Source organism: Variovorax sp. EBFNA2 (assembly GCF_033802765.1).
Lineage (GTDB): Bacteria > Pseudomonadota > Gammaproteobacteria > Burkholderiales > Burkholderiaceae_C > Variovorax > Variovorax paradoxus_H.
Window position 1 is genome coordinate 1,003,427 of sequence record NZ_CP138496.1, and the last position, 23,170, is coordinate 1,026,596.

General features: G+C 68.6%; 26 protein-coding genes. 15 read left to right on the top strand and 11 right to left on the bottom strand.

All coding sequences use genetic code 11. From position 1 onward, the window contains the following. Window positions 1-41: 41 nt before the first annotated feature. From RZE79_RS04480 to RZE79_RS04505, 6 genes are all read right to left on the bottom strand, one after another. Window positions 42-734, bottom strand: coding sequence for a Crp/Fnr family transcriptional regulator (locus tag RZE79_RS04480; RefSeq protein ID WP_319359193.1), 693 nt, complete (start codon window positions 732-734; stop codon window positions 42-44). 42 nt (window positions 735-776) lie between these two features. After that, window positions 777-1,427, bottom strand: a complete 651-nt coding sequence (locus RZE79_RS04485) for a histidine phosphatase family protein (RefSeq protein WP_153280607.1) — start codon at window positions 1,425-1,427, stop codon at window positions 777-779. Window positions 1,428-1,449: 22 nt separating this feature from the next. After that, the gene (locus tag RZE79_RS04490; protein ID WP_319359194.1) at window positions 1,450-2,055 is read right to left on the bottom strand and encodes a DUF4136 domain-containing protein; all 606 of its coding nucleotides are present in this window, start codon (window positions 2,053-2,055) and stop codon (window positions 1,450-1,452) included. Window positions 2,056-2,129: 74 nt separating this feature from the next. Continuing rightward, a complete protein-coding gene (gene ttcA, locus RZE79_RS04495) occupies window positions 2,130-3,059 on the bottom strand; it encodes a tRNA 2-thiocytidine(32) synthetase TtcA (protein WP_056575545.1) in 930 nt (309 codons plus the stop codon). A 52-nt stretch (window positions 3,060-3,111) separates the two neighbouring features. After that, the gene (locus tag RZE79_RS04500; protein WP_056576172.1) at window positions 3,112-3,489 is read right to left on the bottom strand and encodes a dihydroneopterin aldolase; all 378 of its coding nucleotides are present in this window, start codon (window positions 3,487-3,489) and stop codon (window positions 3,112-3,114) included. A 14-nt stretch (window positions 3,490-3,503) separates the two neighbouring features. Continuing rightward, window positions 3,504-4,286 (bottom strand): SDR family oxidoreductase, encoded by a 783-nt coding sequence (locus RZE79_RS04505; RefSeq protein ID WP_319359195.1) that lies wholly within the window; start codon window positions 4,284-4,286, stop codon window positions 3,504-3,506. A gap of 39 nt (window positions 4,287-4,325) precedes the next feature. On the opposite strand from RZE79_RS04505, the gene RZE79_RS04510 reads away from it, so the two are divergent. The 8 genes from RZE79_RS04510 to RZE79_RS04545 all read left to right on the top strand — a co-directional run bounded on the left by RZE79_RS04510 (window position 4,326) and on the right by RZE79_RS04545 (window position 11,766). Then, window positions 4,326-5,438 carry an SAM-dependent methyltransferase gene (locus RZE79_RS04510; RefSeq protein WP_319359196.1) on the top strand — a complete coding sequence of 371 codons (1,113 nt, stop codon included), beginning with the start codon at window positions 4,326-4,328 and terminating at the stop codon, window positions 5,436-5,438. A 405-nt stretch (window positions 5,439-5,843) separates the two neighbouring features. After that, window positions 5,844-6,743 (top strand): TauD/TfdA family dioxygenase, encoded by a 900-nt coding sequence (locus RZE79_RS04515; RefSeq protein WP_319359197.1) that lies wholly within the window; start codon window positions 5,844-5,846, stop codon window positions 6,741-6,743. Window positions 6,744-6,782: 39 nt separating this feature from the next. Further along, window positions 6,783-7,793: an ABC transporter substrate-binding protein gene (locus RZE79_RS04520; RefSeq protein ID WP_319359198.1), complete on the top strand. Its 1,011-nt coding sequence runs from the start codon at window positions 6,783-6,785 to the stop codon at window positions 7,791-7,793. A 60-nt stretch (window positions 7,794-7,853) separates the two neighbouring features. Continuing rightward, the gene (locus tag RZE79_RS04525) at window positions 7,854-8,726 is read left to right on the top strand and encodes an ABC transporter ATP-binding protein (protein WP_319359199.1); all 873 of its coding nucleotides are present in this window, start codon (window positions 7,854-7,856) and stop codon (window positions 8,724-8,726) included. A gap of 121 nt (window positions 8,727-8,847) precedes the next feature. Next, a complete protein-coding gene (locus RZE79_RS04530) occupies window positions 8,848-9,717 on the top strand; it encodes an ABC transporter permease (protein WP_319359200.1) in 870 nt (289 codons plus the stop codon). A gap of 100 nt (window positions 9,718-9,817) precedes the next feature. Continuing rightward, the gene (hisN, locus tag RZE79_RS04535; protein ID WP_319359201.1) at window positions 9,818-10,594 is read left to right on the top strand and encodes a histidinol-phosphatase; all 777 of its coding nucleotides are present in this window, start codon (window positions 9,818-9,820) and stop codon (window positions 10,592-10,594) included. Window positions 10,595-10,604: 10 nt separating this feature from the next. Further along, complete coding sequence (locus RZE79_RS04540) at window positions 10,605-10,799, top strand: DUF2905 domain-containing protein (RefSeq protein ID WP_056575522.1); 195 nt, start codon at window positions 10,605-10,607, stop codon at window positions 10,797-10,799. Between the two features lie 40 nt (window positions 10,800-10,839). Beyond that, the gene (locus RZE79_RS04545) at window positions 10,840-11,766 is read left to right on the top strand and encodes an ROK family protein (protein ID WP_319359202.1); all 927 of its coding nucleotides are present in this window, start codon (window positions 10,840-10,842) and stop codon (window positions 11,764-11,766) included. On the opposite strand, the gene RZE79_RS04550 is transcribed toward RZE79_RS04545, so the two are convergent. Continuing rightward, entirely contained in the window at window positions 11,739-13,253 is a 1,515-nt protein-coding gene (locus RZE79_RS04550; protein WP_319359203.1) for a PLP-dependent aminotransferase family protein, read from the bottom strand. The two genes, RZE79_RS04545 and RZE79_RS04550, sit on opposite strands and share 28 nt — an antisense overlap. Before the next feature lie 171 nt (window positions 13,254-13,424). Between RZE79_RS04550 and RZE79_RS04555 the strand changes: the two genes are divergently transcribed. Then, the gene (locus tag RZE79_RS04555; RefSeq protein WP_319359204.1) at window positions 13,425-13,751 is read left to right on the top strand and encodes a hypothetical protein; all 327 of its coding nucleotides are present in this window, start codon (window positions 13,425-13,427) and stop codon (window positions 13,749-13,751) included. A gap of 46 nt (window positions 13,752-13,797) precedes the next feature. On the opposite strand, the gene glmU is transcribed toward RZE79_RS04555, so the two are convergent. Beyond that, entirely contained in the window at window positions 13,798-15,228 is a 1,431-nt protein-coding gene (gene glmU / locus RZE79_RS04560) for a bifunctional UDP-N-acetylglucosamine diphosphorylase/glucosamine-1-phosphate N-acetyltransferase GlmU (protein ID WP_319359205.1), read from the bottom strand. A gap of 49 nt (window positions 15,229-15,277) precedes the next feature. Here glmU and RZE79_RS04565 point away from each other — a divergent pair, with 49 nt between their 5' ends. Continuing rightward, window positions 15,278-16,126 carry a DUF6279 family lipoprotein gene (locus RZE79_RS04565; protein WP_319359206.1) on the top strand — a complete coding sequence of 283 codons (849 nt, stop codon included), beginning with the start codon at window positions 15,278-15,280 and terminating at the stop codon, window positions 16,124-16,126. A gap of 21 nt (window positions 16,127-16,147) precedes the next feature. Here RZE79_RS04565 and RZE79_RS04570 read toward each other — a convergent pair whose 3' ends face one another. Then, window positions 16,148-16,918, bottom strand: a complete 771-nt coding sequence (locus tag RZE79_RS04570; protein WP_194274005.1) for a Crp/Fnr family transcriptional regulator — start codon at window positions 16,916-16,918, stop codon at window positions 16,148-16,150. 91 nt (window positions 16,919-17,009) lie between these two features. Here RZE79_RS04570 and RZE79_RS04575 point away from each other — a divergent pair, with 91 nt between their 5' ends. Beyond that, a complete protein-coding gene (locus RZE79_RS04575; protein ID WP_319359207.1) occupies window positions 17,010-17,444 on the top strand; it encodes a BLUF domain-containing protein in 435 nt (144 codons plus the stop codon). 121 nt (window positions 17,445-17,565) lie between these two features. On the opposite strand, the gene RZE79_RS04580 is transcribed toward RZE79_RS04575, so the two are convergent. Next, on the bottom strand, window positions 17,566-17,883 hold the full coding sequence (locus RZE79_RS04580; protein ID WP_319359208.1) for a DUF2917 domain-containing protein: 318 nt from the start codon (window positions 17,881-17,883) through the stop codon (window positions 17,566-17,568). Window positions 17,884-18,056: 173 nt separating this feature from the next. Between RZE79_RS04580 and RZE79_RS04585 the strand changes: the two genes are divergently transcribed. Beyond that, on the top strand, window positions 18,057-19,040 hold the full coding sequence (locus tag RZE79_RS04585; RefSeq protein WP_319359209.1) for a LysR substrate-binding domain-containing protein: 984 nt from the start codon (window positions 18,057-18,059) through the stop codon (window positions 19,038-19,040). Window positions 19,041-19,160: 120 nt separating this feature from the next. Here RZE79_RS04585 and RZE79_RS04590 read toward each other — a convergent pair whose 3' ends face one another. Beyond that, a complete protein-coding gene (locus RZE79_RS04590) occupies window positions 19,161-19,778 on the bottom strand; it encodes a 5-formyltetrahydrofolate cyclo-ligase (RefSeq protein ID WP_319359210.1) in 618 nt (205 codons plus the stop codon). A gap of 9 nt (window positions 19,779-19,787) precedes the next feature. Here RZE79_RS04590 and RZE79_RS04595 point away from each other — a divergent pair, with 9 nt between their 5' ends. The 3 genes from RZE79_RS04595 (at window position 19,788) to RZE79_RS04605 (ending at window position 23,167) form a co-directional block, all read left to right on the top strand. Continuing rightward, a complete protein-coding gene (locus tag RZE79_RS04595; protein WP_319359211.1) occupies window positions 19,788-21,818 on the top strand; it encodes a transglycosylase SLT domain-containing protein in 2,031 nt (676 codons plus the stop codon). Window position 21,819: 1 nt separating this feature from the next. Then, window positions 21,820-22,371 (top strand): MgtC/SapB family protein, encoded by a 552-nt coding sequence (locus RZE79_RS04600; protein ID WP_319359212.1) that lies wholly within the window; start codon window positions 21,820-21,822, stop codon window positions 22,369-22,371. Between the two features lie 109 nt (window positions 22,372-22,480). Continuing rightward, window positions 22,481-23,167, top strand: a complete 687-nt coding sequence (locus tag RZE79_RS04605; RefSeq protein WP_319359213.1) for a glutathione S-transferase family protein — start codon at window positions 22,481-22,483, stop codon at window positions 23,165-23,167. Window positions 23,168-23,170: the final 3 nt, after the last annotated feature.

Genomic DNA, 23,170 nt, shown 5'->3' on the forward strand with positions numbered 1-23,170 from the left:
AAGTCTTGACGGTATCCAGCGATACAGGAAGCAGGTTTTTCTTACGATGATGTATCGCGGAAACGACGCAGGGCCGGCGCGTCCGGAATGCTGACCTGCCGGGCCCGCGTTTCGATGAGGCCGTGTCCCGCCAGCAGATTCAACGTGCGGGTGACGGTGACGCGGCTCAAGGCCGTCATGGCGCCGATCTGCTCGTGCGTCAGGTCGACCGTGAGCGGTTTCGATGCCTGCGCCGACGGCAGGCGTGCCACGCGCAGCAGCAGATCGATGATCCGCTCCTTGGGCGCCGCCGAGGCCACGCCGGCCAGCTTGGCGACGATCATGTGGTTCTTGAACCCGAGCAGCCGGATCAGGGAGGTCGCGAGTTCGGGAAGCGCCGAGAACTGCTGCGCGACATCCGCCGGGCGATAGCGGCTGAGGACGGCCGGCGCTACGACGCGCGTCGTCGTCGGCCGAGGGCTGTCGGCAAAGGCGGGGCCTTCGCCGAAGATCGCGCCGGGTCCGAAGATCTCGAGCAGGAACTCCGAGCCGTTGCTTCGGTGGATCGTCGAATGCACGAACCCCGATCGCAACAGATAGAAGTAGTCGTGCCGTTCGCCCTCGCGCGCAATGGTGTCGCCGGCCTCCAGGGTGACGAAGCTTCCCAGCTGCGTGGCTTCGATCCATGGCGCAGACAGCGTCTGGGCGGCATCCCAGCTGGCGTATGCCGAGGGGGTGGGATTGGTTTTTTTCATGGAAGCGTCTTGCCGGGGCGGAACGGCAGGCGGTCCGTCACGCTAGGTCGTGGACTCGTCGAGCGGCGTGTCCGCGGCCAGGTGCGTGATGTCGCTCCAGCCCACGAGGCTGAAGCCCTCGGGCGTCCACAGCATGCGGTTGATGGCTGCGTTGCCGAGCTGCCAGGTGCGCGGTGCCTGCAACTCCTGGCGCGTGGCGGCGCGGTAGAGCACGTCCATCACGCCGCCGTGGGCCACCAGCACCACGAGCTGGCCCGGGTGGCGCGCGGCGATGGCCGAGGCGGTGCCTGTCACGCGGTCGCGAAAGGTCAGCAGGCTTTCACCGCCGCCTTCGGGCTCGAACTCGGGATCGCGCTCGCGCCAGCGGCGGGCGTCTTCGGGCAGCGTGGCCTCGATCTCGGCGAAGCTCATGCCCTCGAAGCGGCCGAAAGCGCGCTCGCGCAGGCCCAGGTCGGGCTGCACGTCGAGGCCGTGGGGCGCGGCGATGGCCTGGGCGGTCTGCCAGGCGCGCGAAAGGTCGCTCGCGTACACCGCTGCAATCGGCTCGTCGGCCAGCGCCCGTCCGGCGCGCTGCGCCTGCCACAGGCCGGTGGCGTTGAGGCCGATGTCGAGGTGGCCCTGGATGCGGGTGTCGACGTTCCAGGCGGTTTCGCCGTGGCGCACGGCGATCAGGCGGGTGAGGTGGGCTTCCATCCGTCCGAATTCTAGAAGTGCGTCATTTCTTGGCGGCCGGCGTGAGCTCGATGTTCACGCGGCGCTCGCCCGGCGGCGGGTTCGGAAAGCCCTGCAGCGCGGCCTCGAACATCACCGGCAGGATCGCCGCACTCGAGCTGTAGGGGCCGTCGTTGCGCGCGCGGGTCTCGTACACCACGCGGTGGCTGCCGCCTGCCTCGCGCAGCACGACGCTCACCTCGCGCTGGTACCAGGGATTGGCCGGCGGCGTGAACATCGGGCCGCCGTACCAGCCGCCGCCATGCCAGCGGTGGCCGTAGTAGCCGCTGTAGCCGCCATAGCCGTAGCCCCAGGGGCCGGGCCCGTACAGCCACGGATCGGCCCAAGGCGACAGCGCCGCCGTGACGCGTGCGCCGATCTGCGCCGTGTACTGCGGCCGGGAGTCGTCGCGGCGCAGGCCGACCTTGTCGAGCGCGGCCGCGGCCATGGCCTCGAGCCCGTCCTGGCGCGCCGTGTCGGCCTGCTGCGAAGGCAGGCGCTCGAAGCGGTAGGTGGCACCGGGCGGCACGGTCGTGCCCGGCGTGGCAAAGCTCTTGACGTTGCTGTCGACCACCCAGGAGGTGGCGCAGCCGCTCAGGGTTGCTACCAAAAATAGAGCTGAAAACGCACGATACATAAGGGTCTCCGGGCCTGTGGCCCTCAAAGTCCCCTGGGTTGCCCGAGTCAGCCCTGGACGATGCGCAGGGCCGAGGGTGCCTGGGAGAGCAGGTCGAAAGCGGGCGTGTCGAAGGCCTTGTCGCCGTTCTCGTCGGCCACGCCCGTCGCCTTCAGACCCTGGAAGTCGTGCAGCGTTCCGTCGAGCAGGTGCGAAGGCACGACGTTCTGCAGCGCGGTGAACATGTTTTCCACGCGGCCGGGGTACTTCTTGTCCCACTCGCGCAGCATTTCGCCGACCTGCTTGCGCTGCAGGTTTTCCTGGCTGCCGCACAGCGTGCAGGGAATGATCGGAAATTCGCGGTGCTGCGCCCAGCGCACCGTGTCTTTTTCGGCCACGTAGGCCAGCGGGCGGATCACGATGTGCTTGCCGTCGTCGCTCACCAGCTTGGGCGGCATGCTCTTCAACTTGCCGCCGAAGAACATGTTGAGGAAGAAGGTCTGCAGCATGTCGTCGCGGTGGTGGCCCAGCGCGACCTTGGTGGCGCCCAGCTCGTCGGCCACGCGGTACAGGATGCCGCGGCGCAGCCGGCTGCACAGGCCGCAGGTGGTCTTGCCCTCGGGGATCACGCGCTTGACGATGCTGTAGGTGTCCTGGTTCTCGATGTGGAAGGCCACGCCCAGGTCGCTCAGGTACTTGGGCAGCACCTCTTCGGGAAAGCCGGGCTGCTTCTGGTCGAGGTTGACCGCGACGATGTCGAAGTGGATGGGCGCGCGCGCCTTCATCTTGAGCAGGATGTCGAGCAGCGCGTAGCTGTCCTTGCCGCCCGAGACGCACACCATGACCTTGTCGCCCTCTTCGATCATGTTGTAGTCGACGATGGCCTGGCCGACCTGGCGGCACAGGCGCTTCTCAAGCTTGTGCGTCTCGCGCTCGATCTTGAGCGAATTGGGGGGCGCGCCGGCTTCGGGCGTTTCGTCGATCCAGACGGCGTTCATTGGGTGGCTACTTCGGGCAAATCGGGGGAAAGACCCCCGATTTTGCCTTGGATCACCATTCCCCGGCTTCGATGCGGATGGCGACTTCGCAGTCGTCGAAGATTTCGAGCTTGGCGATCTTCACGCGCACGCCCCGCACGCCGGGCAGTTGCAGCAGGCGTTGCGCGAGCTTGCCGATCAGGCTTTCGAGCAGGTTGACGTGCTCGGCGGTGCACTCGTCGATGATGATGCGGCGCACCTTGCGGTAGTCGAGCACGTGGAAGATGTCGTCGTCCTGCGGCAGCAGCGGCTGCGGCCCGAGGTTGAGTTCGGCATCCACCAGGATCGGTTGCGGCGCGGTTTTTTCCTGCTCCAGGATGCCCAGGTTGGCGTCGAAGCGCAGGCCCTGGAGGGTGAGTGTCTGGTGGCCGTGCGGTGTGTTGGTGGACATGGTGGTGGTGCTCGTCACATGAGCGAGAAGTCGCGCTCGAATTTCATGAGGTGCTGGCCGCCGTCGACGAGCAGCGTGGTGCCGGTGACCGAGCTGTTCTCCAGCGCGAACTTCACGGTGGCGGCCACGTCTTCCGATGTGGACGAGCGACCCAGCGGCGACAGCTTGTGCAGCTGCGCGAACCTGTCGTCGTCGAGCATGTGGCTCGCCAGCGTGAGGCCGGGCGCCACGCCCACCACGCGCACGCGCGGCGCCAGTGCCAGCGCCAGCATCGGGGTGGCGGCTTCGAGCGCGGCCTTGGAGAGCGTGTAGCTCAGAAAGTCGGGGTTCGGGTTCCAGAGCTTCTGGTCGAGCAGGTGGACCACGGCGCCTTGCGCGTCGCGCCGGGCCAGGTGGTCGTGCAGCGCCTGCGCCAGCAGGATGGCCGCGCCCGTGTTGCTGCGCGCGTGGCGTTCCATGAGCGCGTAGCTGAAGCTGGCGGCGTCGTCGTGTTCGAAGAGGGCGGCGCTGTGCACCACCGCATCCACGGTGCGAAAGCGCGCTGCCACGCGTGGCAGCAGCGCGCGCGTGGCCTGCTCGTCGGCCAGGTCGGCCTCGAACAGCGCCGAGTCGCCCGAGCGCGCGGCGCAGTCGGCCACGGTCTGCTCGGCTTCGGCGCGCGAGCTGCGGTAGTGCACCGCCACCTGCCAGCCGCCCGCCGCGAGCGCCAGCGCGATCTCGCGGCCCAGCCGGCGGCCCGCGCCCGTGACAAGGACGGTGCGGCGGCGATCGGGGGAGGAGGGTGGAGTGGCACTCATGCGAGGGAAGAAAACGAGGAGGAAGAGGACAATGGCGCCGTGACGACGCCAACGACAAACAGTTTACCCATCGCCCTCGACCATCTGATTACCCGTTCTGTCGAACGTGCGGGCGGATGGATCGGCTTCGACCGCTTCATGGCCCTGGCCCTGTATGCGCCGGGGCTCGGCTACTACGCCAACACCTCGGCCAAGTTCGGCCACATGCCCTCATCTGGCAGCGACTTCGTGACCGCGCCCGAGCTGACGCCGATGTTCGGCCACACGCTGGCGGTGCAGGTGCTCGAAGCGCTGGAGAAAACCGGCACCGACACGGTGTGGGAATTCGGCGCGGGCTCGGGGGCGCTGGCGGTGCAGCTGTTGCATGCGCTGGGCGAGATGGGGCGCAGCGATGTGCGCTATCGCATCGTCGATCTGTCGGGGACCTTGCGGGAGCGGCAGCAGCAGGCGCTGGCGGGGCATGCGGGGCGGGTTGAATGGCTGGGGGAGCTGCCTGAGGTGATGCAGGGCGTGGTGGTCGGGAATGAAGTGCTCGATGCGATGCCGGTGCAGCTGCTGGCGCGGGTGAAGGGGGCGTGGTTCGAGCGGGGGGTGGTGCGCAATCCGGCGGGGGATGGGTGGACCTGGGCGGACCGGCCTACCGAATTGCGGCCACCAGTCGAGGTGTCAGGAGTTCACGACTACCTGACCGAGGTGCATCCGCAGGCGCAGGCTTTTATTGCGACGCTGGCGGATCGGCTGGAGAAGGGCGCGGCGTTTCTCATCGACTATGGGTTTCCCGAGGGCGAGTACTACCACCCGCAGCGGCACATGGGGACGGTGATGTGCCATCGGGGGCACCAGGCGGATGGCGATCCGCTGTCGGAGGTGGGGTACAAGGACATCACGGCGCACGTCGACTTCACGGGGATTGCTGTGGCGGGGCAGGAGGCGGGGCTTTCTGTGCTTGGCTATACGAGCCAGGCTCGGTTTCTTTTGAACTGCGGGATGTTGGGGTTGATGGAACGCGGGACTGTGGCGCAGCGGGGGATGGCGGCTCGGTTGATTCATGAGCATGAGATGGGGGAGTTGTTCAAGGTGGTGGGGTTTGCTGTGGGGGAGCCTTGGGACGCCGTTGGGTTTTCTGAAGGGGATCGGAGTCATACGCTCTGAGGGCTTTGGTTCTTGCCGAGCTTTTGCTTCCCGAGGCCGGGACTCGCCCCGGCGGGCGACTTGCTTTCTTTTGCTTCGCCAAAAGAAAGTAAGCAAAGAAAAGGCGACCCCACTGTCTGCGTCCCTGCGCTTCGCTGCGGGCAACCTGCGGTGCTCGCGTTTCGCGGGGTCTCGCCCAAACTCGCTTCGCTCAAACAAGGGCGAGCCCTGATCCGCGAAACGCTGCGCTCCTCGGCGCATACAGAGGGGCTTCGATGCCGGACGGGCCATTGCTGCGCTCGGCCACCAAGGCACCGACGGCGCTGCGCGCCGTTGGTGCCTTGTGCTTTCAACGAGAAAACTTGGTCATAAGCAAGCAACAAAGACTTCGTTGGGGAACGCTGCTTGCGCTCCTACATTGGCGGCATGACTGCCGTTCTTTCTCGCGCAACCCCCACTGCAGATGCCCCTGCGCAGCACTTCGAGGTGCGGCCTTTCGATGCGCCGGTCGGTGCGGAGATCGTCGGGCTCGACATTGCTGAGCCGATCAACGCCGCCGACTTCCAACGCATCCACCGCGCGCACCTCGACCACCATGTGCTGGTCTTTCGCGACCAGCGCATCACGCCCGCACAGCACATCGATTTCAGCCGCCGCTTCGGGCCGCTCGAGATCCACGTGTTGCACCAGTTCCAGCTGAAGAACCACCCCGAGATCCTGATCGTTTCGAACATCAAGGAGAACGGCGAACCGATCGGTCTCGGCGATGCGGGCGTGTACTGGCACTCCGACATTTCGTACAAACCCAAGCCCAGCCTGGGCTCGCTGCTGCATGCGCAAGAGCTGCCGAGCGAAGGTGGCGATACGTTGTTCGCCGACCAGCACCTGGCGTGGGACGCGCTGAGTCCGGCGCTGCAGCAACGCATCCTGCCGCTGAAGGCGGAGCACAGCTACCTCGCGAAGTACGAAGAGCTGCGTGCGAAGAACCCGTGGCGGCCCAAGCTCTCGCAAGCGCAGATCGACCAGGTCGCGCCGGCGGTGCAGCCGGTGGTGCGCACGCACCCGGAGACGGGGCGCAAGGCGCTGTTCGTCAGCGAGCACTTCACGACGCGCATCGTCGGGCTGCCGCAGGACGAGAGCGATGCGCTGCTGGCCGAGCTGTTCGCGCACAGCGTGAAGCCCGAGTTCGTGTACCGCCATGCATGGGCGCCGCACGATCTGGTGTTCTGGGACAACCGCTCGCTGATGCACCTTGCGGCGGGCACGCCCGATCACCTGCGGCGCCGGCTCAACCGCACCACGGTCGTGGGCGATACGCCGTTCTGATTTTTTTCTTTTTCTTCCTTCTTTCTCTCGGACTTTTCAATGAACCGCTTCACACGCCGCGCCGCCGCGCTCGTCACCGGCCTCGGCCTTCTCGCCGGCAGCCTGGCCGCGCAGGCCGAAGGGCAGATCCGCATCGCCGAGCAGTTCGGCATCGTCTACCTGCTGCTCAACGTGGCGCAGGAACAGAAGCTGATCGAGAAGCACGCGAAGGCCGCGGGGGTCGATGCGAAGGTGGAGTGGGTCAAGCTCTCGGGCGGGTCGGCGGTGAACGACGCGCTGCTGTCGGGGAACATCGAGATCGCGGGCGCGGGGGTGGGGCCGCTGCTCACGCTGTGGGACCGCACCAAGGGCAAGCAGAACGTGAAGGGCGTGGCCTCGCTGGGCAACTTTCCGTACTACCTGGTGAGCAACAACCCGAACGTGAAGACGATTGCCGACTTCACGGACAAGGACCGCATCGCGCTGCCTGCGGTGGGGGTGTCGGTGCAGTCGCGTGTGCTGCAGATTGCCTCGGCCAAGCTGTGGGGCGACAAGGAGTTCAACCGGCTCGACAAGATCAGCGTGGCGCTGCCGCACCCCGATGCGGCGGCGGCCATCATCAGGGGCGGCACGGAGATCACGGGGCACTTCGGCAATCCGCCGTTCCAGGAGCAGGAGCTCGCGGGCAATCCGAACGCGCGCATCGTGTTGAACTCGTACCAGGTGCTGGGCGGGCCGTCGTCGGCCACGGTGCTGTACGCCACCGAGAAATTCCGCAACGAGAACCCGAAGACCTACAAGGCCTTCGTCGATGCGCTCGACGAGGCGGCGAGGTTCGTCACGGCCCACCCCGAGAAGGCGGCGGACATCTACCTCAAGGTGAGCAACGCGAAGCTCGACCGCGCGCTGCTGCTGAAGATCATCAAGAACCCCGAGGTGCAGTTCAAGACCGCGCCGCAGAACACCTATGTGTTCGCGGAGTTCATGCACCGCGTGGGAGCGATCAAGAACAAGCCGGCGTCGGTGAAGGACTATTTCTTCGACGACGCGCATACGGCTTCGGGGAATTGAGTGAGCACGGCGAAGGTGCGCTCGGGGTTTGACTCCTTCCCCCTCTGGGGGAAGGCGGGGATGGGGGCGGGCAGAGCGGTGGCGAAGCTGGCGCCGTCTGCCCCCACCCCGGCCCTCCCCCGGGAGGGGAGGGAGGAAGACCTCAGCCAAGACCTCGCCCCGCTGCTCCAGGTCGACAACGTCAGCCTCGAGTACCGCACGCCCGAGCGCGTGGTGCGCGCCACGCACCGCGTGAGCTTCGACGTGCACGCCGCCGATCGCTTCGTGCTGCTCGGGCCTTCGGGCTGCGGCAAGTCGACGCTGCTCAAGGCCGTGGCCGGGTTCATCCCGCCGGTCGAGGGCGAGATCCGCCTCGACGGCCGGCGCGTGTCGCAACCGGGCCCCGACCGCATCGTCGTGTTCCAGGAGTTCGACCAGCTGCCGCCGTGGAAGACGGTGAAGCAGAACGTGATGTTCCCGCTGCTCGCCTCGCGCACGCTGGGCCGCAAGGAAGCGGCCGAGCGCGCGCTGCACTACCTGGAAAAAGTGGGTCTTTCGAAGTTCGCCGACGTGCATCCGCACCAGCTTTCGGGTGGCATGAAGCAGCGCGTGGCGATTGCGCGGGCGCTGGCGATGCAGCCGCGCGTGCTGTTGATGGACGAGCCCTTTGCCGCGCTCGACGCGCTCACGCGCCGTCGCATGCAGCAGGAGCTGCTCGAACTGTGGGACGAGGTGCGCTTCACGCTGCTGTTCGTCACGCACTCGATCGAAGAGGCGCTGGTGGTGGGCAACCGCGTGGCGCTGCTGTCGCCGCATCCGGGGCGCATGCGCGCCGAACTCAACAGCCACGGGTACTCGCTCGAGAGCCTGGGCGGTGCGGACTTTCAGGCGACGGCGCGGCGCATTCACGACATGCTGTTCGAGGAAGAGCCCGAAGCGGTGAGCGCACCATGACCCCGGTCTTTCTCCCTCCCCTTCCGGGGGAGGGCGGGGGTGGGGGCAAGCGGCGTACCCATCGGGCGCTCTGCCTGCCCCCATCCCAACCTTCCCCCAGAGGGGGAAGGAGCAATACACGATGAGCACTCTTTCGCCTCCCATCCGCCCCGAATACGAACGCACGCTCGAGCCTTTCACCGAACTGCCGGTCGAACGCGCGCTGCCATTGACCACGCGCCTCGCCTCGCAGACCTGGCTGCGCAAGGGCCTGATCCTCGCCGTCATCGCCGTGCTCTGGGAGCTGGCGGCGCGCTGGCAGGACAACGACCTGCTGCTGCCCACCTTCACCGCCACCGCCCGCGCATTGGTCGAAGGGCTGGCCAGCGGCGAGCTGGTCGAGAAGGTGCGCATCTCGCTGGCCGTGCTGCTGCAGGGCTATCTCGCGGGCGTGCTGCTGGCCTTCGGGCTCACCACGCTGGCGGTGTCCACGCGCATCGGGCGCGACCTGCTGGACACGCTGACCTCGATGTTCAACCCGCTGCCCGCGATCGCGCTGCTGCCGCTGGCGCTGCTGTGGTTCGGGCTCGGGCGCGGCAGCCTGGTGTTCGTGCTCATCCACTCGGTGCTGTGGCCGCTGGCGCTCAACACCTATGCGGGCTTCCAGGGCGTGCCCGAGACGCTGCGCATGGCGGGGCGCAACTACGGGCTCAAGGGCCTGCGCTACGTGCTGCAGATCCTCGTGCCGGCCGCGCTGCCGTCGATCCTGTCGGGGCTGAAGATCGGCTGGGCCTTTGCATGGCGCACGCTGATCGCGGCCGAGCTGGTGTTCGGCGCCTCGTCGGGCAAGGGCGGGCTGGGCTGGTACATCTTCCAGAACCGCAACGAGCTGTACACCGATCGCGTGTTCGCAGGCCTGGCGATGGTGGTGCTGATCGGCCTGCTGGTTGAAAGCCTGGGCTTTCGCACGCTGGAGCGGCTCACGGTGCGGCGCTGGGGCCAGCAGCGATAACCGGCGTGTGAGCGGAGCGGGGCGCACGAATGCCCCGGTGATGGCGAAACGGGCGCGGGCTCGGGTCTAATCGCAGCTTTTGGCACGCGTTCTCCTTCCCATGAGCTCTTCCGCCCCCGACCTTTCCGCGATCGCCGGTGCGCTGGCCGATGCCGCCGCCGCCCAGTCGATGCGCTACTTCCGCACGCCGCTGGACATCATCACCAAGGCCGACGAAAGCCCGGTCACGCTGGCCGACCGTGCCGCCGAAACCGCCATGCGCGAGATCCTCGGCGCACGTGTGCCGGTCGACGGCATCTTCGGCGAAGAGCACGGCCCCGAGCGGCTCGACGCCGACCGCATCTGGGTGCTCGACCCGATCGACGGCACGCGCAGCTTCATCACCGGCTCGCCGCTGTGGGGCACGCTCATCGGCGTGCTGCAGGGCGGTCGCGTGGTGTTCGGCATGGTCGACATGCCGGTGCTCAAGGAGCGTTGGGTGGGCGAAGCCGGCAAGGGCGCGACGCGCGACGGCCAGCCCGTGCGCGTGAGCGGTTGCACCGAGATCGCCAAGGCCCGCATCGTGACCACCTCGCCCGACATCTTCTCGCCGGCCGACTGGAGCGCCTTCGACCGCCTGAGCCGCCAGTGCGCGATGCGCCGTTTCGGCGGCGACTGCTACGGCTACGCCCAGCTCGCGGGCGGCACCATCGACCTCGTGGTCGAGACGGGCCTGCAGCCCTACGACTTCCTGGGCCCGGCGGGCTTGATCGAAGCGGCGGGCGGCGTCGTCACCGATTGGGAAGGCCGGCCGCTGGGGCTGAACGCCGATCAGCGCGTGATCGCTGCAGCCACACCCGAACTTCACCGACAAGCCCTGGCCGTTCTCGCGGCCTAGACTGTTTTCCATGTTCCGCTGGCTGATCGTCGTCGTCCTCGCGCTGGTGCTCATGAGCGGCCTGACCGCCTGGCTGCGCCGCTTCGGCTTCGGACGGCTGCCCGGCGATTTCGAGTTTCGCGCCTTCGGCCGCGACTGGCAGTTGCCGATCGCGAGCACGGTGGTGCTCAGCATGATCGCGGCGCTGGTGGCGCGGCTGCTCTGAGCACGGCGCGGGCAAGACAGAGAAAGAAGAGAACCCCGCAATGAGAGCCTGCGTAGACATCGGCGGCACCAAGGTGGCCGTGAGCCTTTCCGCTTCGAGCGACGCGCCGCTGATCGGCCGCCGCAGCGAGCCCACCGCCAAGACCGGCAGCAACGATGCCGTGGCCGTGCAGATCCTGCGGCTCATCGACGAGGTTTGCGCCGAGCAGGGCGTCGACCCGGCGAGCATCGACCGCGTGGGCGTGTCGTCGACCGGGCCCTTCGAGCTGCACGACGGCATGGTCGAGCTGGCCACGCCCAACATCTGCGGCGGCATCGCCGGCCCGTCGCGCGGGCTGCCCAACGACTGGATGACGGCCATCGTCGAGGCGCCGCTGGCGCGCCGCTTCGGCCGCGTGCGCGTCGAGAACGACGCCGTGGCGGCGCTCGAGGCCGAGCGCCACTGGGGCGCGCTGAAGGGGCTCGACAACTGCGCCTACGCCACGTGGAGCACCGGCGTGGGCGTGGGCCTGTGCGTCGACGGCAAGGCGCTGCGCGGCAAGAACGGCAACGCGGGCCACGCGGGCCACAGCTTCGTGGTCGACGACGACAGCGGCGCGCTGTGCGGCTGCGGCAACCTGGGCGACGTGGAAGCACTGGCCGGCGGCAACTCGATCGCGCACCGCTTCGGCCAGCCCGCGGCCGACCTGTTCACGGCCGCCGCGGCCGGTGACGCCGCTGCACTCGAGAAAGCCGACGCGCTGTGCCGCGTGATCGGCCGCATGCTCTACAACCTGGTCATCACGCTCGACCTGCAGCGCATCAGCTTGGGCGGCAGTGTGTTCTTGCACCACCGCGATTTCGTGCTGCCGCGGCTGCAGGCGCAGGTCGACGGCAAGCTGCTGCCGCTCACGCGCGGCGTGTTGCTGGTGCCCGCCGGGCTCGGCGACAAGGTGGGCGACTACGCGGCCCTGGCGCTGCTCGACTGAGTCGCGGCGCGCGGCGACCGGCCCCGCGGGGCTGGCTGGTTCTTCTGCGCCGCGCAGCCTTCCTCGACGATCCGTCCGAGCCGCCGCAGCCCTGCATCGACCGCTTCGCTGAAGGGCCAGCCGCAGTTGATGCGCAGGTAATGGTCGAAGCGCGAGGCGTTCGAGAACTGCGCGCCCGGCGCCACCAGCATGTGCTCGCGCAGCGCCGCCTCGAACACCGCCACCGACGACAGCCGATCGGGCAGCTCCACCCACAGCTGGAAGCCGCCGCGCGGCAGGTTGAGCCGCGTGCCGGCCGGGAAGTAGCGGGCGATGGCGTCGGCCGTCTGGTCGCGCTGCGTGTGCAGGCGTTCGCGCAGCCGGCGCAGGTGGCGGTCGTAGCCGCCGCTGGCAATGATCTCGCCCGCGGCGATCTGCGCCAGCGCCTCGTTGTTGCGCGTCTGCGCGTACTTGAGCATCTCGACCTGCGCATGCCAGCGCCCGGCCGTGATCCAGCCCAGCCGCAGGCCCGGCGCCAGCACCTTGTGCAGCGAGGCGCAATACACCACGTTGCCCGTGCGGTCCCAGGACTTGATGGCGCGCAGCGGCACCTCGGTTTCCACCAGGTCGCTGTAGGTGTCGTCCTCGACCAGCGCGATGCCGTGGTTCTCGCACATCTGCACCAGCCGCTGCTTGTGGGCGTCGGGCATCACGCTGCCGATGGGGTTCTGCAGGTGCGGCACCACCACCACGGCCTTGATGTCGTCGTAGGTGTGGATGGCCAGGTCGAGCGCCTCCAGCGAAATGCCGGTCTGCGGGCTGGTGGGAATCTCCAGCCCCCGCAGGCCCAGGCTTTCGAGCACCTGCAGCAGGCCGTAGAAGGTGGGCGATTCCACCGCCACGGTGTCGCCGGGCTTGGCGATGGCGCGCAGCGCGAGGTTCAGTGCCTCGATGCAGCCGTTGGTGACCAGCACGTCGTCGGGCGCCACGGTCATGCCCACACGCAGGTTGCGCTGGGCCACGACCTGGCGGAACTGCTCGTGGCCTTTTTGCGACGAGGCGGTGGTCAGCAGCTCGGGGCGCTGGCGCAGCGCGCGCGTCATGGCGTTGCGCAGCGCCTCGGCAGGGTAGAGCTCGGGCGCGGCGCGCGAGATCGCGAAGTTGAGCTTCACGTCGTTGAGCCGCCCGCGCGCCATGAAGTTGGCCATGCGCGTGCGCATGTTGACGAACTGCGCCGGGTCGGGCGGCAGGCCGGACACGGGCTCTTCCATGGCCGCGATGGCCAGCCGCTGCGGGCGGCGCACGAAGTAGCCGGAGCGGTCGCGCGCCTCGACCCAGCCTTCGCTTTCCATGGCGCGGCAGACCTGCAGCGCGGTCGAGAGGCTGATGTCGTGCAGCCGCATCAGGCTGCGCAGCGACGGGAGCTTGTCGCCGGCCTTGAGCGAGCCGGCGTGGATCGCGTCCACGTAGTGCGCCGCGAGCTGGCGGTAGAGCGGTAGCGAGTCCATGGGTCGATGTTCCCCGCATCGGGCATCCGAAAACAGATGCAGTTGCTCGGGAAAATGACCATAACAGATGGCGCGGCGGCCCGGCTGTTCCGGTCGCAATAGCCATCGGGTGTGCCTGTTTTCTGGGCGGCGAAATTCCTACGATGAAGCCTCATCCACCCGAGGTCCGCCATGATCACCACCCTCTGCGAAGCGCCCGATTCCATCGTCCTTGAACCCGGCCAGAGCCTGCGCACCGCCGTCGATGCGGGCGCCTGGCTTCAGCTGGCCGAAGGCCGCGCCCGCGTGGTGTCGCCGCCGGGCTGGCTGGGCGAGCGGGTGTTCATGACCGAGACCCTGCTCGGCGAAGGCGACGTGCACTGCGTGCCGCAGGGCGGGTGGATCGAGGTGTCGGCGATCACGCCGGTGCACCTGCGGGTGCATGCGCCGGTGCGGGCCGCGCCGGTAGAAGCGACACGGCCGGTGATGCGCTTCGTGCGCCTGCTGACGGGCTGGTGAGGTCCGGGGCAGGGCGCCTGCCCCGAACCCACGCCCGAAGCCGCCGTCAGTTCTTCGGCAACTTCTGCGGCCGCTTCCAGTTCGCAAAACTGACCTGCTTGCCCCGCGCCACGGTCAGTGCGCCGGGTTCGGTCGACTTGTTCACGGTCGAGCCGCCGCCGATGGTGCCGCCCGCACCGATGGTCACGGGTGCCACGAGCACGCAGTTGCTGCCCACGTGCACGTCGGCCTCGATCACGGTGCGGTGCTTGTTGGCGCCGTCGTAGTTGGCCGTGATGCTGCCCGCGCCGTAGTTCACGCGCTCGCCCACCGTGGCGTCGCCCAGGTAGGCCAGGTGGTTGGCCTTGGCGCCCGCCGCCAGCGTGGAGTTCTTGACCTCGACGAAGTTGCCGATGTGCACCTCGGCGCCCAGCTGGGCGCCGGGCCGCAGCCGCGCAAAGGGCCCGACCAGCGCGCCCGGGCCCACCGTCACGCCGGCCTTCTCGCCGTCGATGTGGGTGAAGGGGTGGATCACCGCGCCTGCCTCGATGCGCACGTTGGCAATGACGCAGTTCGCGCCGATGCGCACGCCTTCGCCCAGCGACACCGTGCCTTCGAAGACGCAGTTGACGTCGATGTCGACGTCGCCGCCGCAGCTCAGCGTGCCGCGCAGGTCGAAGCGCGCCGGATCGGCCAGCCGCACGCCCTGTTCCATCAGCGCGTTGGCCTGGCGCAGCTGCCAGGCGCGTTCCAGCGCCGCAAGCTGGGCCGGGCTGTTGATGCCCGCCACCTGCAGCGCGTCGGTCGTGACATGCGCCACCACCGGCACGCGGTCGTCGGCCGCGAACTTCACGATGTCGGTCAGGTAGTACTCGCCCTGGGCGTTCTTGTTGTCCAGCCGCGCGAGCCAGCCCTTGAGCAGCCGCGCGGGCGCGGCCATCACGCCGCTGTTGATCTCGCGCACGGTGCGCTGTGCTTCGGTGGCGTCCTTGTGCTCGACGATGGCCGTCACTTCGCCGCCCGCCGTCGTGCGGATGATGCGGCCGTAGCCGGTGGGGTCGTCGAGTTCGATGGTCAGCAGCGCGAGCCGCTCGCCGCTGCTGGCGGCGATGAGGGTGCGCAGCGTGTCTTCGGCGATCAGGGGCACGTCGCCCGACAGGATGACCACGGTGCCGTCGTCCGGCAGCTGCGGCGTGGCCTGCTGCACGGCGTGGCCGGTGCCCAATTGGGGCTCCTGGCGCGCGAAGCCGAGCGCGGCGGCGTTCACGGCGGTGGCCTTGATCGCGGTCTCGACCTGCTCGGCGCCGTGGCCCGTCACGACCACGACATGGCGCGCGCCGATGCGCGCGGCGGTGTCGGTCACATGGGCCAGCAAGGCGCGGCCGGCCAAACGATGCAACACTTTGGGCAACTTGCTCTTCATGCGCGTGCCCTTGCCGGCCGCCATGATGACGACGTCGACCGGTCCCTGGTTGCTCTGCTGCGGAGTCTGATTCATGCGCTTTTCTTCCCGGATTCGTTGTGCTGGACTGGCCCGGATTATCGGTGTGCTCCTGCTGGCTGCTGCCCTGGGGGGTTGCAGCGCGGTCAAGCTTGCTTACAACAACCTGCCCGAGCTGAGCTACTGGTGGCTCGACGGCTACTTCGACTTCGACGACGCCCAGACCCCCAAGGTGCGCGACGAACTGGCCCAGCTGCTGGCCTGGCACCGCCAGAACGAGCTGCCGCGCCTCATCGGCCTCCTGCAGGAGGCCCAGGGCCTGGCGTCGGCCGACGTGACGCCGGCCCAGGCCTGCCAGCTGGCCGACCGGGTGCGCGAGCGGCTGCTGGCCGTCACCGAGCGTGCCGAGGCCGCCAGCGCCGAACTCGTGCTGAGCCTGAGCGAGGCGCAGCTGCAGCAGCTCGAACGCAAGTACGCCAAGAACAACGCCGAGTACCGCAAGGACTGGCTCGACCGCAGCCCCGCGCAGGTGCAGGAAAAGCGCTACGACCAGTTTCTCGAGCGGCAGGAAGACTTCTACGGCCGCCTGACGACCGAGCAGCGCGCGCTCTTGCGCCAGCAGGTCGCGCAGTCGGTGTTCAGCCCGCGGCTGGCGTATGAAGAACGGCGCCTGCGCCAGCAGGAGGCGCTGGTGCTGCTGCGGGGCTTTCTTGGCAGCAATGGCGGCTCACGCACCTCGCAGGCCGAGGCCCGCGCCGCGCTGCATGCCTATATCTTGCGCATCGCCGATCCGCCGCCCGGCCCGTGGCGCGACCAGCAGCAGGCGCTGCTGCAGGAAGGCTGCCGCAACCTGGCGGCGCTGCACAACACCACCAGCGCCGCGCAGCGCGAGCAGGCGGTGCGGCGGTTGCAGGCCTACCAGGGCGACCTGCGGCAGCTGGTGGCCGCGCGCTGAGGCAGCGGGCGGACGCCGCCCTCAGAGCATCGGCACGGGCCGCATCGGGCGCTCGAAGTAGTCGCCCAGCGTTTCGAGCGCATGCGGCTCCAGGATGCGCAGCCATCCGCCGTCGAGCTTGTACAGGCCCAGGCCCTGCAGCCGCCGCATCGTCTTGTTGGTGTGCACCAGCGACAGCCCCAGCGCATCGGCGATGTGCTGCTGGTTGAACGGAAACTCGACCCACTCGTCGCGCACCATGCCCAGGCGCTGGGCCCGGCGGTACAGGTGCATGAGCAGCATGGCCACGCGCTCGCCGGCGTTGCGGCGGCCCGCAGTGACGAGGTGGTCGTCGACCATCTTTTCCTCGCGTGCGGCGAGCCAGGTGATGTCGTAGCCCAGCCGGGGCTCGGCATGGAACAGCTCCCACAGGCGGTCGCGCGGGAAGGCGCAGAGCGTGGCGTCGGTCACGGCCTCGACACCGTGCGTGTGGCCGTCTGCAAACTCGTCCTGCAGGCCGATGAAGTCGCCCGGCAGCAGGAAACTCAGGATCTGCCGGCGGCCGTCGCTCAGCGTCTTGTAGCGGAAGGCCCATCCTGCGTAGAGCGTGAACAGCTGCGGGCTGGCGCGGTGCTCCTCGATGACGGTGCCGCCCGCCTCGACACGCCGGGTGCCGATGCGAAAGGCCCCGATGGCCTGCAGCTGCTGCGCCGTCACCGGCAAAAAGGCCTCGAGACGGCGCAGGGCGCAGTGTTCGCACGCGTTCGCGCCCTGGGGCGGCGCGGCGGCAATGGGGTAGTCCTCGAATTTCACGCCGCACTATAGGCCGCGGCGCTGTGTCTTTTTACATATCGGGACGCCGGGCAGCTCCCTAGACTCGGAAGCGTTTACCCTTCCGCACCGAATGACACAAGAACAATCACCCGCATCCACTCCCGCAGAACCGGAAAAACTGCACGAATTCCTTTACTGCAGCCTGCTCACGCAGGACCTGCCGCCCGCCACCGTGGGCGCCATCGTCACCCAGGCCCGCGCCCGCAATGCCGTGGACGGCATCTCCGGCCTCCTGGTGTTCGACGGCCAGTTCTTCTGCCAGCATTTCGAGGGGCCGCACGAGGCGGCGCAAGGCCTGATGGCGCGGCTGCAGCGCGATCCCAGGCATGCGGACCTCGTGGTGGTCCACGACGGCCCGTTGGCCGCCCGGCGCTATACGGGCTTTGCCATGGGGCTGGCCGAGTGCGAGGGGCCCGACCCGATCTCGGCCCTGCAGGCCTTGCGCGGCGAGGCCGCGCTGGCGTACTTTCTGGCGTTGCGCGCGAGTTTCGACATCAGCAGCTGAGCCCGGCGCTGCTGCTGCTGCTGCTGCTGCTGCGGCGCACGACAACGCCGGGCAAAGAAAAAGGCGGCCGAAGCCGCCTTGGATCAGGAGTGCGGGAGCTGCCGGTCGCGCGGGCGGCCGGTCAGACGGGGTCCCACACGTAGGTGGCACCGTAGCCATCCCAGGCTTCCATCACGATGCGCTGGCCGGCGGCCACGGCGAGCGACTCGCCCGGGGCCAGCACGATGTCTTCGCTGGGGCCGCGGGCCGTGGCGTCGGGCGTGACCCACACGCGGCCTTGCTTGACGCGCAGCACGCTCGCCGACCGCGCCTTCAGGCTCATCGCCTCGCCGGGCGCGATCTGCCAGGCGCCACGGCGCACGGCCGGCGGAATGGCCGCGGTGCGGGTGGAGCGGGACAGGGAAGCGAGCGATTCGTTGGTGCAGACGGCGGTGGACATGGTGTGGACTCCTAAGCTGGTCCGAAGCGCATTGACAGACAGAGAGGTTGGCGCAGTTCGGGAATGAATGATCGTTTTTGCGGCCTTGGAGGTCCAATGAAAACGAGGTAGCCTACTGATGCGATTCCCGCATCAATCGACTGGCCGCCGGGACGCACACCAAAGTCATACCCATGCAACATTCGCAAACCCACCTGCGCTCCCGCCCGATTTCCGCGGGGCACCTGCGGGCCTTCGAGGCGGTCGCGCGGCACCTCAATTTCCGCGCCGCCGCCGAGGAAATGGCGCTCACCCAGTCGGCCGTGAGCCGGCAGATCCAGTCGCTCGAGGAAGAGGTGGGCGTGTCGCTGTTTTTGCGCCACACGCGGGCGGTCGAGCTGACCAGCGCCGGGGCGCAGCTGCTGCTGTCGGTGCAGCAGGCGCTGCCGCGCATCGACATGGCGGTGCGCCAGATTCGCCAGAGCGCGGGGCGCAAGAGCGTGGCGCTCACCACCTTTGCCTCGTTCGCCTCGATGTGGCTGATTCCACGGCTCGAAGCCTTCCAGCGCGACAACCCCGAGATCGACATCCGCATCGACGCCAGCGACATCGCGGTCGACCTCGACGTGGCCGACGTGGACATCGCGCTGCGCTACGGCCCGCCCGAGGTCATGCCCGCGAGCGCCGTGCGCCTGTTCGGCGAAAACCTCACGCCGGTGGCGAGCCCGTGGCTCATCAAGAGCAACCCGCCGATCAAGACGCCGGCCGACATCGCGCGCTTCACGCTCATCGAGGCCGGCGACGCGCACCGCACGCACCTCGAATGGCTCACGTGGCGGCGCTGGTTCGAGGTGAACGGCATGGAGCGCGCCCAGCCCAAGCGCTGGCTCTACTTCAACTACGCCTACCAGATGGTGCAGGCCGCGCTCACCGGCCAGGGCGTGGTGCTGGCCCGCAACTCGCTGGTGGCCGAGAGCCTGGCGAATGGCGACCTGATCGAGGTGCTGCCGCAGCACCGCCTCGATTCGCCGATGGCCTACTGGCTCATTTCAGGGCCGCGCAATGCGCTGCGGCCGGAGATCAAGGCCTTTTCCGACTGGCTGGAGGCGCAGGCCGCCACCACGCGTGAAACGGTGGGCGAGGTGCCCGACCCGGACACCGTCGACAACCTCGACTGACGGAAAGGATGCGTTGTCCCTTCCAGGAACACCGCGGAACCGGCTTTGCCGGGCCGCTGGTGTTGCCCCCGGCGAGGGGGTTGGCGAAGCGACACGAAGTGCGCGAAGCCTGGGGGAGAGTCAAGTGACTGGCCAGACGACGCCGTTGTCGTTGAGGATCGCGTCCAGGGGCAGATCGTGCGCCTCGGGCTCGAAGTCGTCCAGAAAGCCGTTCGTGAAGCCCAGCCCCACGGTGAACGGCCGGGGCTCGAGCGCCGCCAGCGTGCGGTCGTAGAAGCCGCCGCCGTAGCCCAGCCGATAGCCGCCGGCGCTGTAGCCCACGCAGGGCACGAACAGCAGGGTCGGCACGATCAGTTCGGTGTCCTTGGGCTTGGGAATGCCGTAGGCGTCTTCTTCCATCTGGCAGCCCGGGTACCAGGCATGGAAGGTGAGCGTCTTGTGGACCTTGTCGATCACCGGCAGGCCGATGCGGCGGCGCTGCGTTTCTTCCATGAGCTCGCCGTCTTCCTTCCAGCGATGCAGGGCGGGCAGCGGGTCGAACTCGCCCTTGATCGGCCAGTAGGCGCCGATCACGGTGTCGGGCCGGCCGACCAGCCAGATCCGCATCACACGCTGCAACAGGTCGGCCCGCGCGAGGCGGTCGGGCAACGCCAGGCGCTGCTCGATGAGCGCCTTTCGCAGTTGACCCTTCAGAAAACTCGCCGTGGCCGAGGTGTCGGCATCCTTTGACTTGTCCATAATCCCCCGATGCAGTTCCCAAGCATTTTGGCATCCGCGCGCGCTCGTCAGCGCCGCGGCGCGCCCGCCCTGGTTTTTTCCGCCGTTCTTGCGCTCGCCGCGCTGCTGTCGCAACAGCCCGCCGCCGCGCAGAACAACACCAACGACGACGTGCTGGTCCAGATGAAGCAGGCCTTCCAGCGCGGCGACAAGGCCCGCCTCACGGCCCTGCTGCCGCAGGCCCGCGGCCACGCACTCGAACCCTGGGCCGCCTACTGGGAGCTCAAGGCCCGCCTGCAGGAAGCCGCACCCAACGAGGTGCAGGACTTCTACGCCCGCTACCCCAACACCTACCAGGAAGACCGCCTGCGCAACGACTGGCTGCTGCTGCTCGGCCAGCGTCGCGACTGGGACGGCTTTGCCGCCAACATCGCCGGCTTCCGCATGGGCGACGACGCCCAGGTGCGTTGCTACGCGGTGCTGGTCGACACGCTGCGCACCGGCACGGCCACGCAGGCACAGGCCGACGAAGTACGCCGCAACTGGTTCGCGCAGAAGGACAGCGACGACGGCTGCCTCACCGCCGCCGACCGCATGGTCGCGGCCCGCCTCATGACGACCAACGACGCCTGGAAGAAGGCGCGCCTGGCCATCGAGGCCAACCGGCCCGCGGCCGCGCGCGGCGCCGTCACCATCGCCGCCCCCGACGCGCTGCCGCTGTTCGAAGAGGTCAACGCCAGCGCCGCCAAGTTCCTCACCGGCCGCGCCTTCGTGGCCGCCAAGTCGCGCAAGGAACTGGTGGTGCTCGCGCTCATCAAGATCGCGGTCGCCGACCCCGACCAGGGCGCCGCACAGCTCGACAGCAAGTGGAGCCCGATGCTCTCCGCCGAAGAGCGCAACTGGGTCTGGGGCACCATCGGCCGCGCGGCCGCGAACAAGCTCTCGCCGATGGCCGTGAGCTACTTCGGCAACGTCACGAAGAACAGCGACCTGTCCGACGACATGCTCGGCTGGCGCGTGCGCGCCGCCCTGCGCGCCAGCCAGTGGAAAGACGTCGCGCCCGCCATCAACGCCATGAGCGACGCCGCCCAGCAAGACCCCACCTGGGTCTACTGGAAGGCCCGCGCGCTCAGCGCCGCCGGCGGCGACGAGCGCCGCGCGCAGGCCCGCGAGCTGTACACCAGCATCGCCGGCACGCGCGGCTTCTACGAAATGCTGGCGCTCGAAGAGCTGGGCCAGCGCGTCGTCGCGGCCACGCGCCCCGCGCCGCTCACGCCCGAAGAAAAGAACGCCGCGCGCACCAACCCCGGCTTGCAGCGCGGCCTGCAGGCCATCGGCATGGGCCTGCGCTCCGAAGGCACGCGCGAGTGGAACTACGCCACCAACCTGCACGAGAAGGGCGGCATGGACGACCGCGCCCTGCTGGCCGCCGCCGACCTGGCCTGCCAGCGCGAGGTGTGGGACCGCTGCATCAACACCAGCGAGCGCACCAAGGGCGTGATCGACGTCGAGCAGCGCTTTCCCATGCCCTTCCACGACACGGTGCTGCGCAAGAGCCAGGACATCGGCCTCGACCCGGCTTACGTGTATGGCCTGATCCGCCAGGAAAGCCGCTTCATCATGGACGCGCGCTCGGGCGTCGGCGCTTCGGGCCTCATGCAGGTCATGCCCGCCACCGCGCGCTGGACCGCCCGCAAGATCGGCATGACCGACTTCACGCCCGGCCAGATCAACGACCGCGAGACCAACATCACGATCGGCACCAACTACCTGAAGCTCGCGCTCGACGACTTCGACGGTTCGATGGCGCTGGCTGCCGCGGCCTACAACGCCGGCCCCGGCCGGCCGCGCAACTGGCGCAACGGCCCGGTGATCGACGCGGCCATCTGGGCCGAGAACGTGCCCTTCAACGAGACGCGCGACTACGTGAAGAAGGTGCTGGCCAACACCACCCACTACGCTGCGATCATCAGCGGCAAGCCGCAGTCGCTGAAGGAGCGCCTGGGCCGCGTGGGCCCGCGCAACGCCGCCGAGCCCGAGCCCAACAAGGACCTGCCCTGAGATGACCTGGCGCGATGAGGTGCTCGACACCGTCGCGTCCGAGTTTTCGGACGTGGGCGACGTCGCGCAGCTCACGCGCATCGCGGTGCGACTGTTGCTCGCAGCCGTGCTGGGCTTCTTTCTGGGCTTCGAGCGCGAGCAGCAGGGCAAGGCGGCCGGCGTGCGCACCCACATGCTGGTGGCGATCGGCTCGGCGCTGTTCGTGCTGATTCCGCAGCAGACCGGCATCGTGCCGGCCGACATGAGCCGCGTGATCCAGGGGCTGGTGGCCGGCGTCGGTTTTCTGTGCGCCGGCACCATCCTCAAGCAGGGCAAAGACGAATCCCACGTGCAGGGCCTCACCACCGCCGCCGGGCTCTGGATGACGGCCGCGATCGGCATGGCCTGCGGGCTCGGCCGCGAGGTCACGGCCGTGCTCAGCGCGCTGCTGGCGCTCGCGGTGCTGTCGCTGGTGCCGCGCCTCGTGAACCTCATCGAGCGCGTCGTGAAGCCGAACGGCGCCGGCCCGCGCGTGATCGTGCCGCCCGAATCGCGTCGCGACGACGAACGTTGACGCGGCCCGCATCAATTCGCGCCGCCTTCGGCATCAATCGCAGCGCGCCGCCCGGCTAGCATCGAAGGCTTTGCCCCGCATTCCCGCACTGACCCGGAGACCCTGACAGATGTCCAAGCTCTACATCGGCAACAAGAATTACTCGTCGTGGTCCATGCGCCCCTGGGTGCTCATGACCCAGGCCGGCATTCCCTTCGAAGAGGTGATGGTGCGCTTCGATTCGTTCGATGCCACCTCGCAGTTCAAGCACGTGATCGGCGCCATCAACCCCGTCGCCAAGGTGCCGGTGCTGGTCGACGGTGACCTCGCCATCTGGGACACCCTCGCCATCGCCGAGTACCTGGCCGAGCGCTTTCCCGAGAAGCAGCTGTGGCCCCAGGGCGTGGCCGAGCGGGCCCGCGCGCGCAGCATCTGCGCCGAGATGCATTCGGGTTTCACCAATCTGCGCGGCGCCTGCCCGATGAACATCGAGGCTTCGCTGCCCGAGGTGGGCGCGCGGCTGCTGGCCGAGCAGCCCGGCGTGCAGGAAGACCTCGACCGCATCGTGCAGATGTGGACCGAGCTGCTCGAGACGCACGGCGGCCCGATGCTGTTCGGGGCCTTCACCATCGCCGACGCCTTCTTCGCGCCGGTGGGCATGCGCATCCGCGGCTACGGCCTGCCGGTGCCGCCGGCCATCGACGCGTACATCGCGCGCGTGGCGGCCCTGCCGGGCGTCGCTGCATGGATCGCGGGCGCCCTGGCCGAGAAGACCTTCGTGGCCTTCGACGAGCCTTACCGCACCTCGCGCGACTAAGGC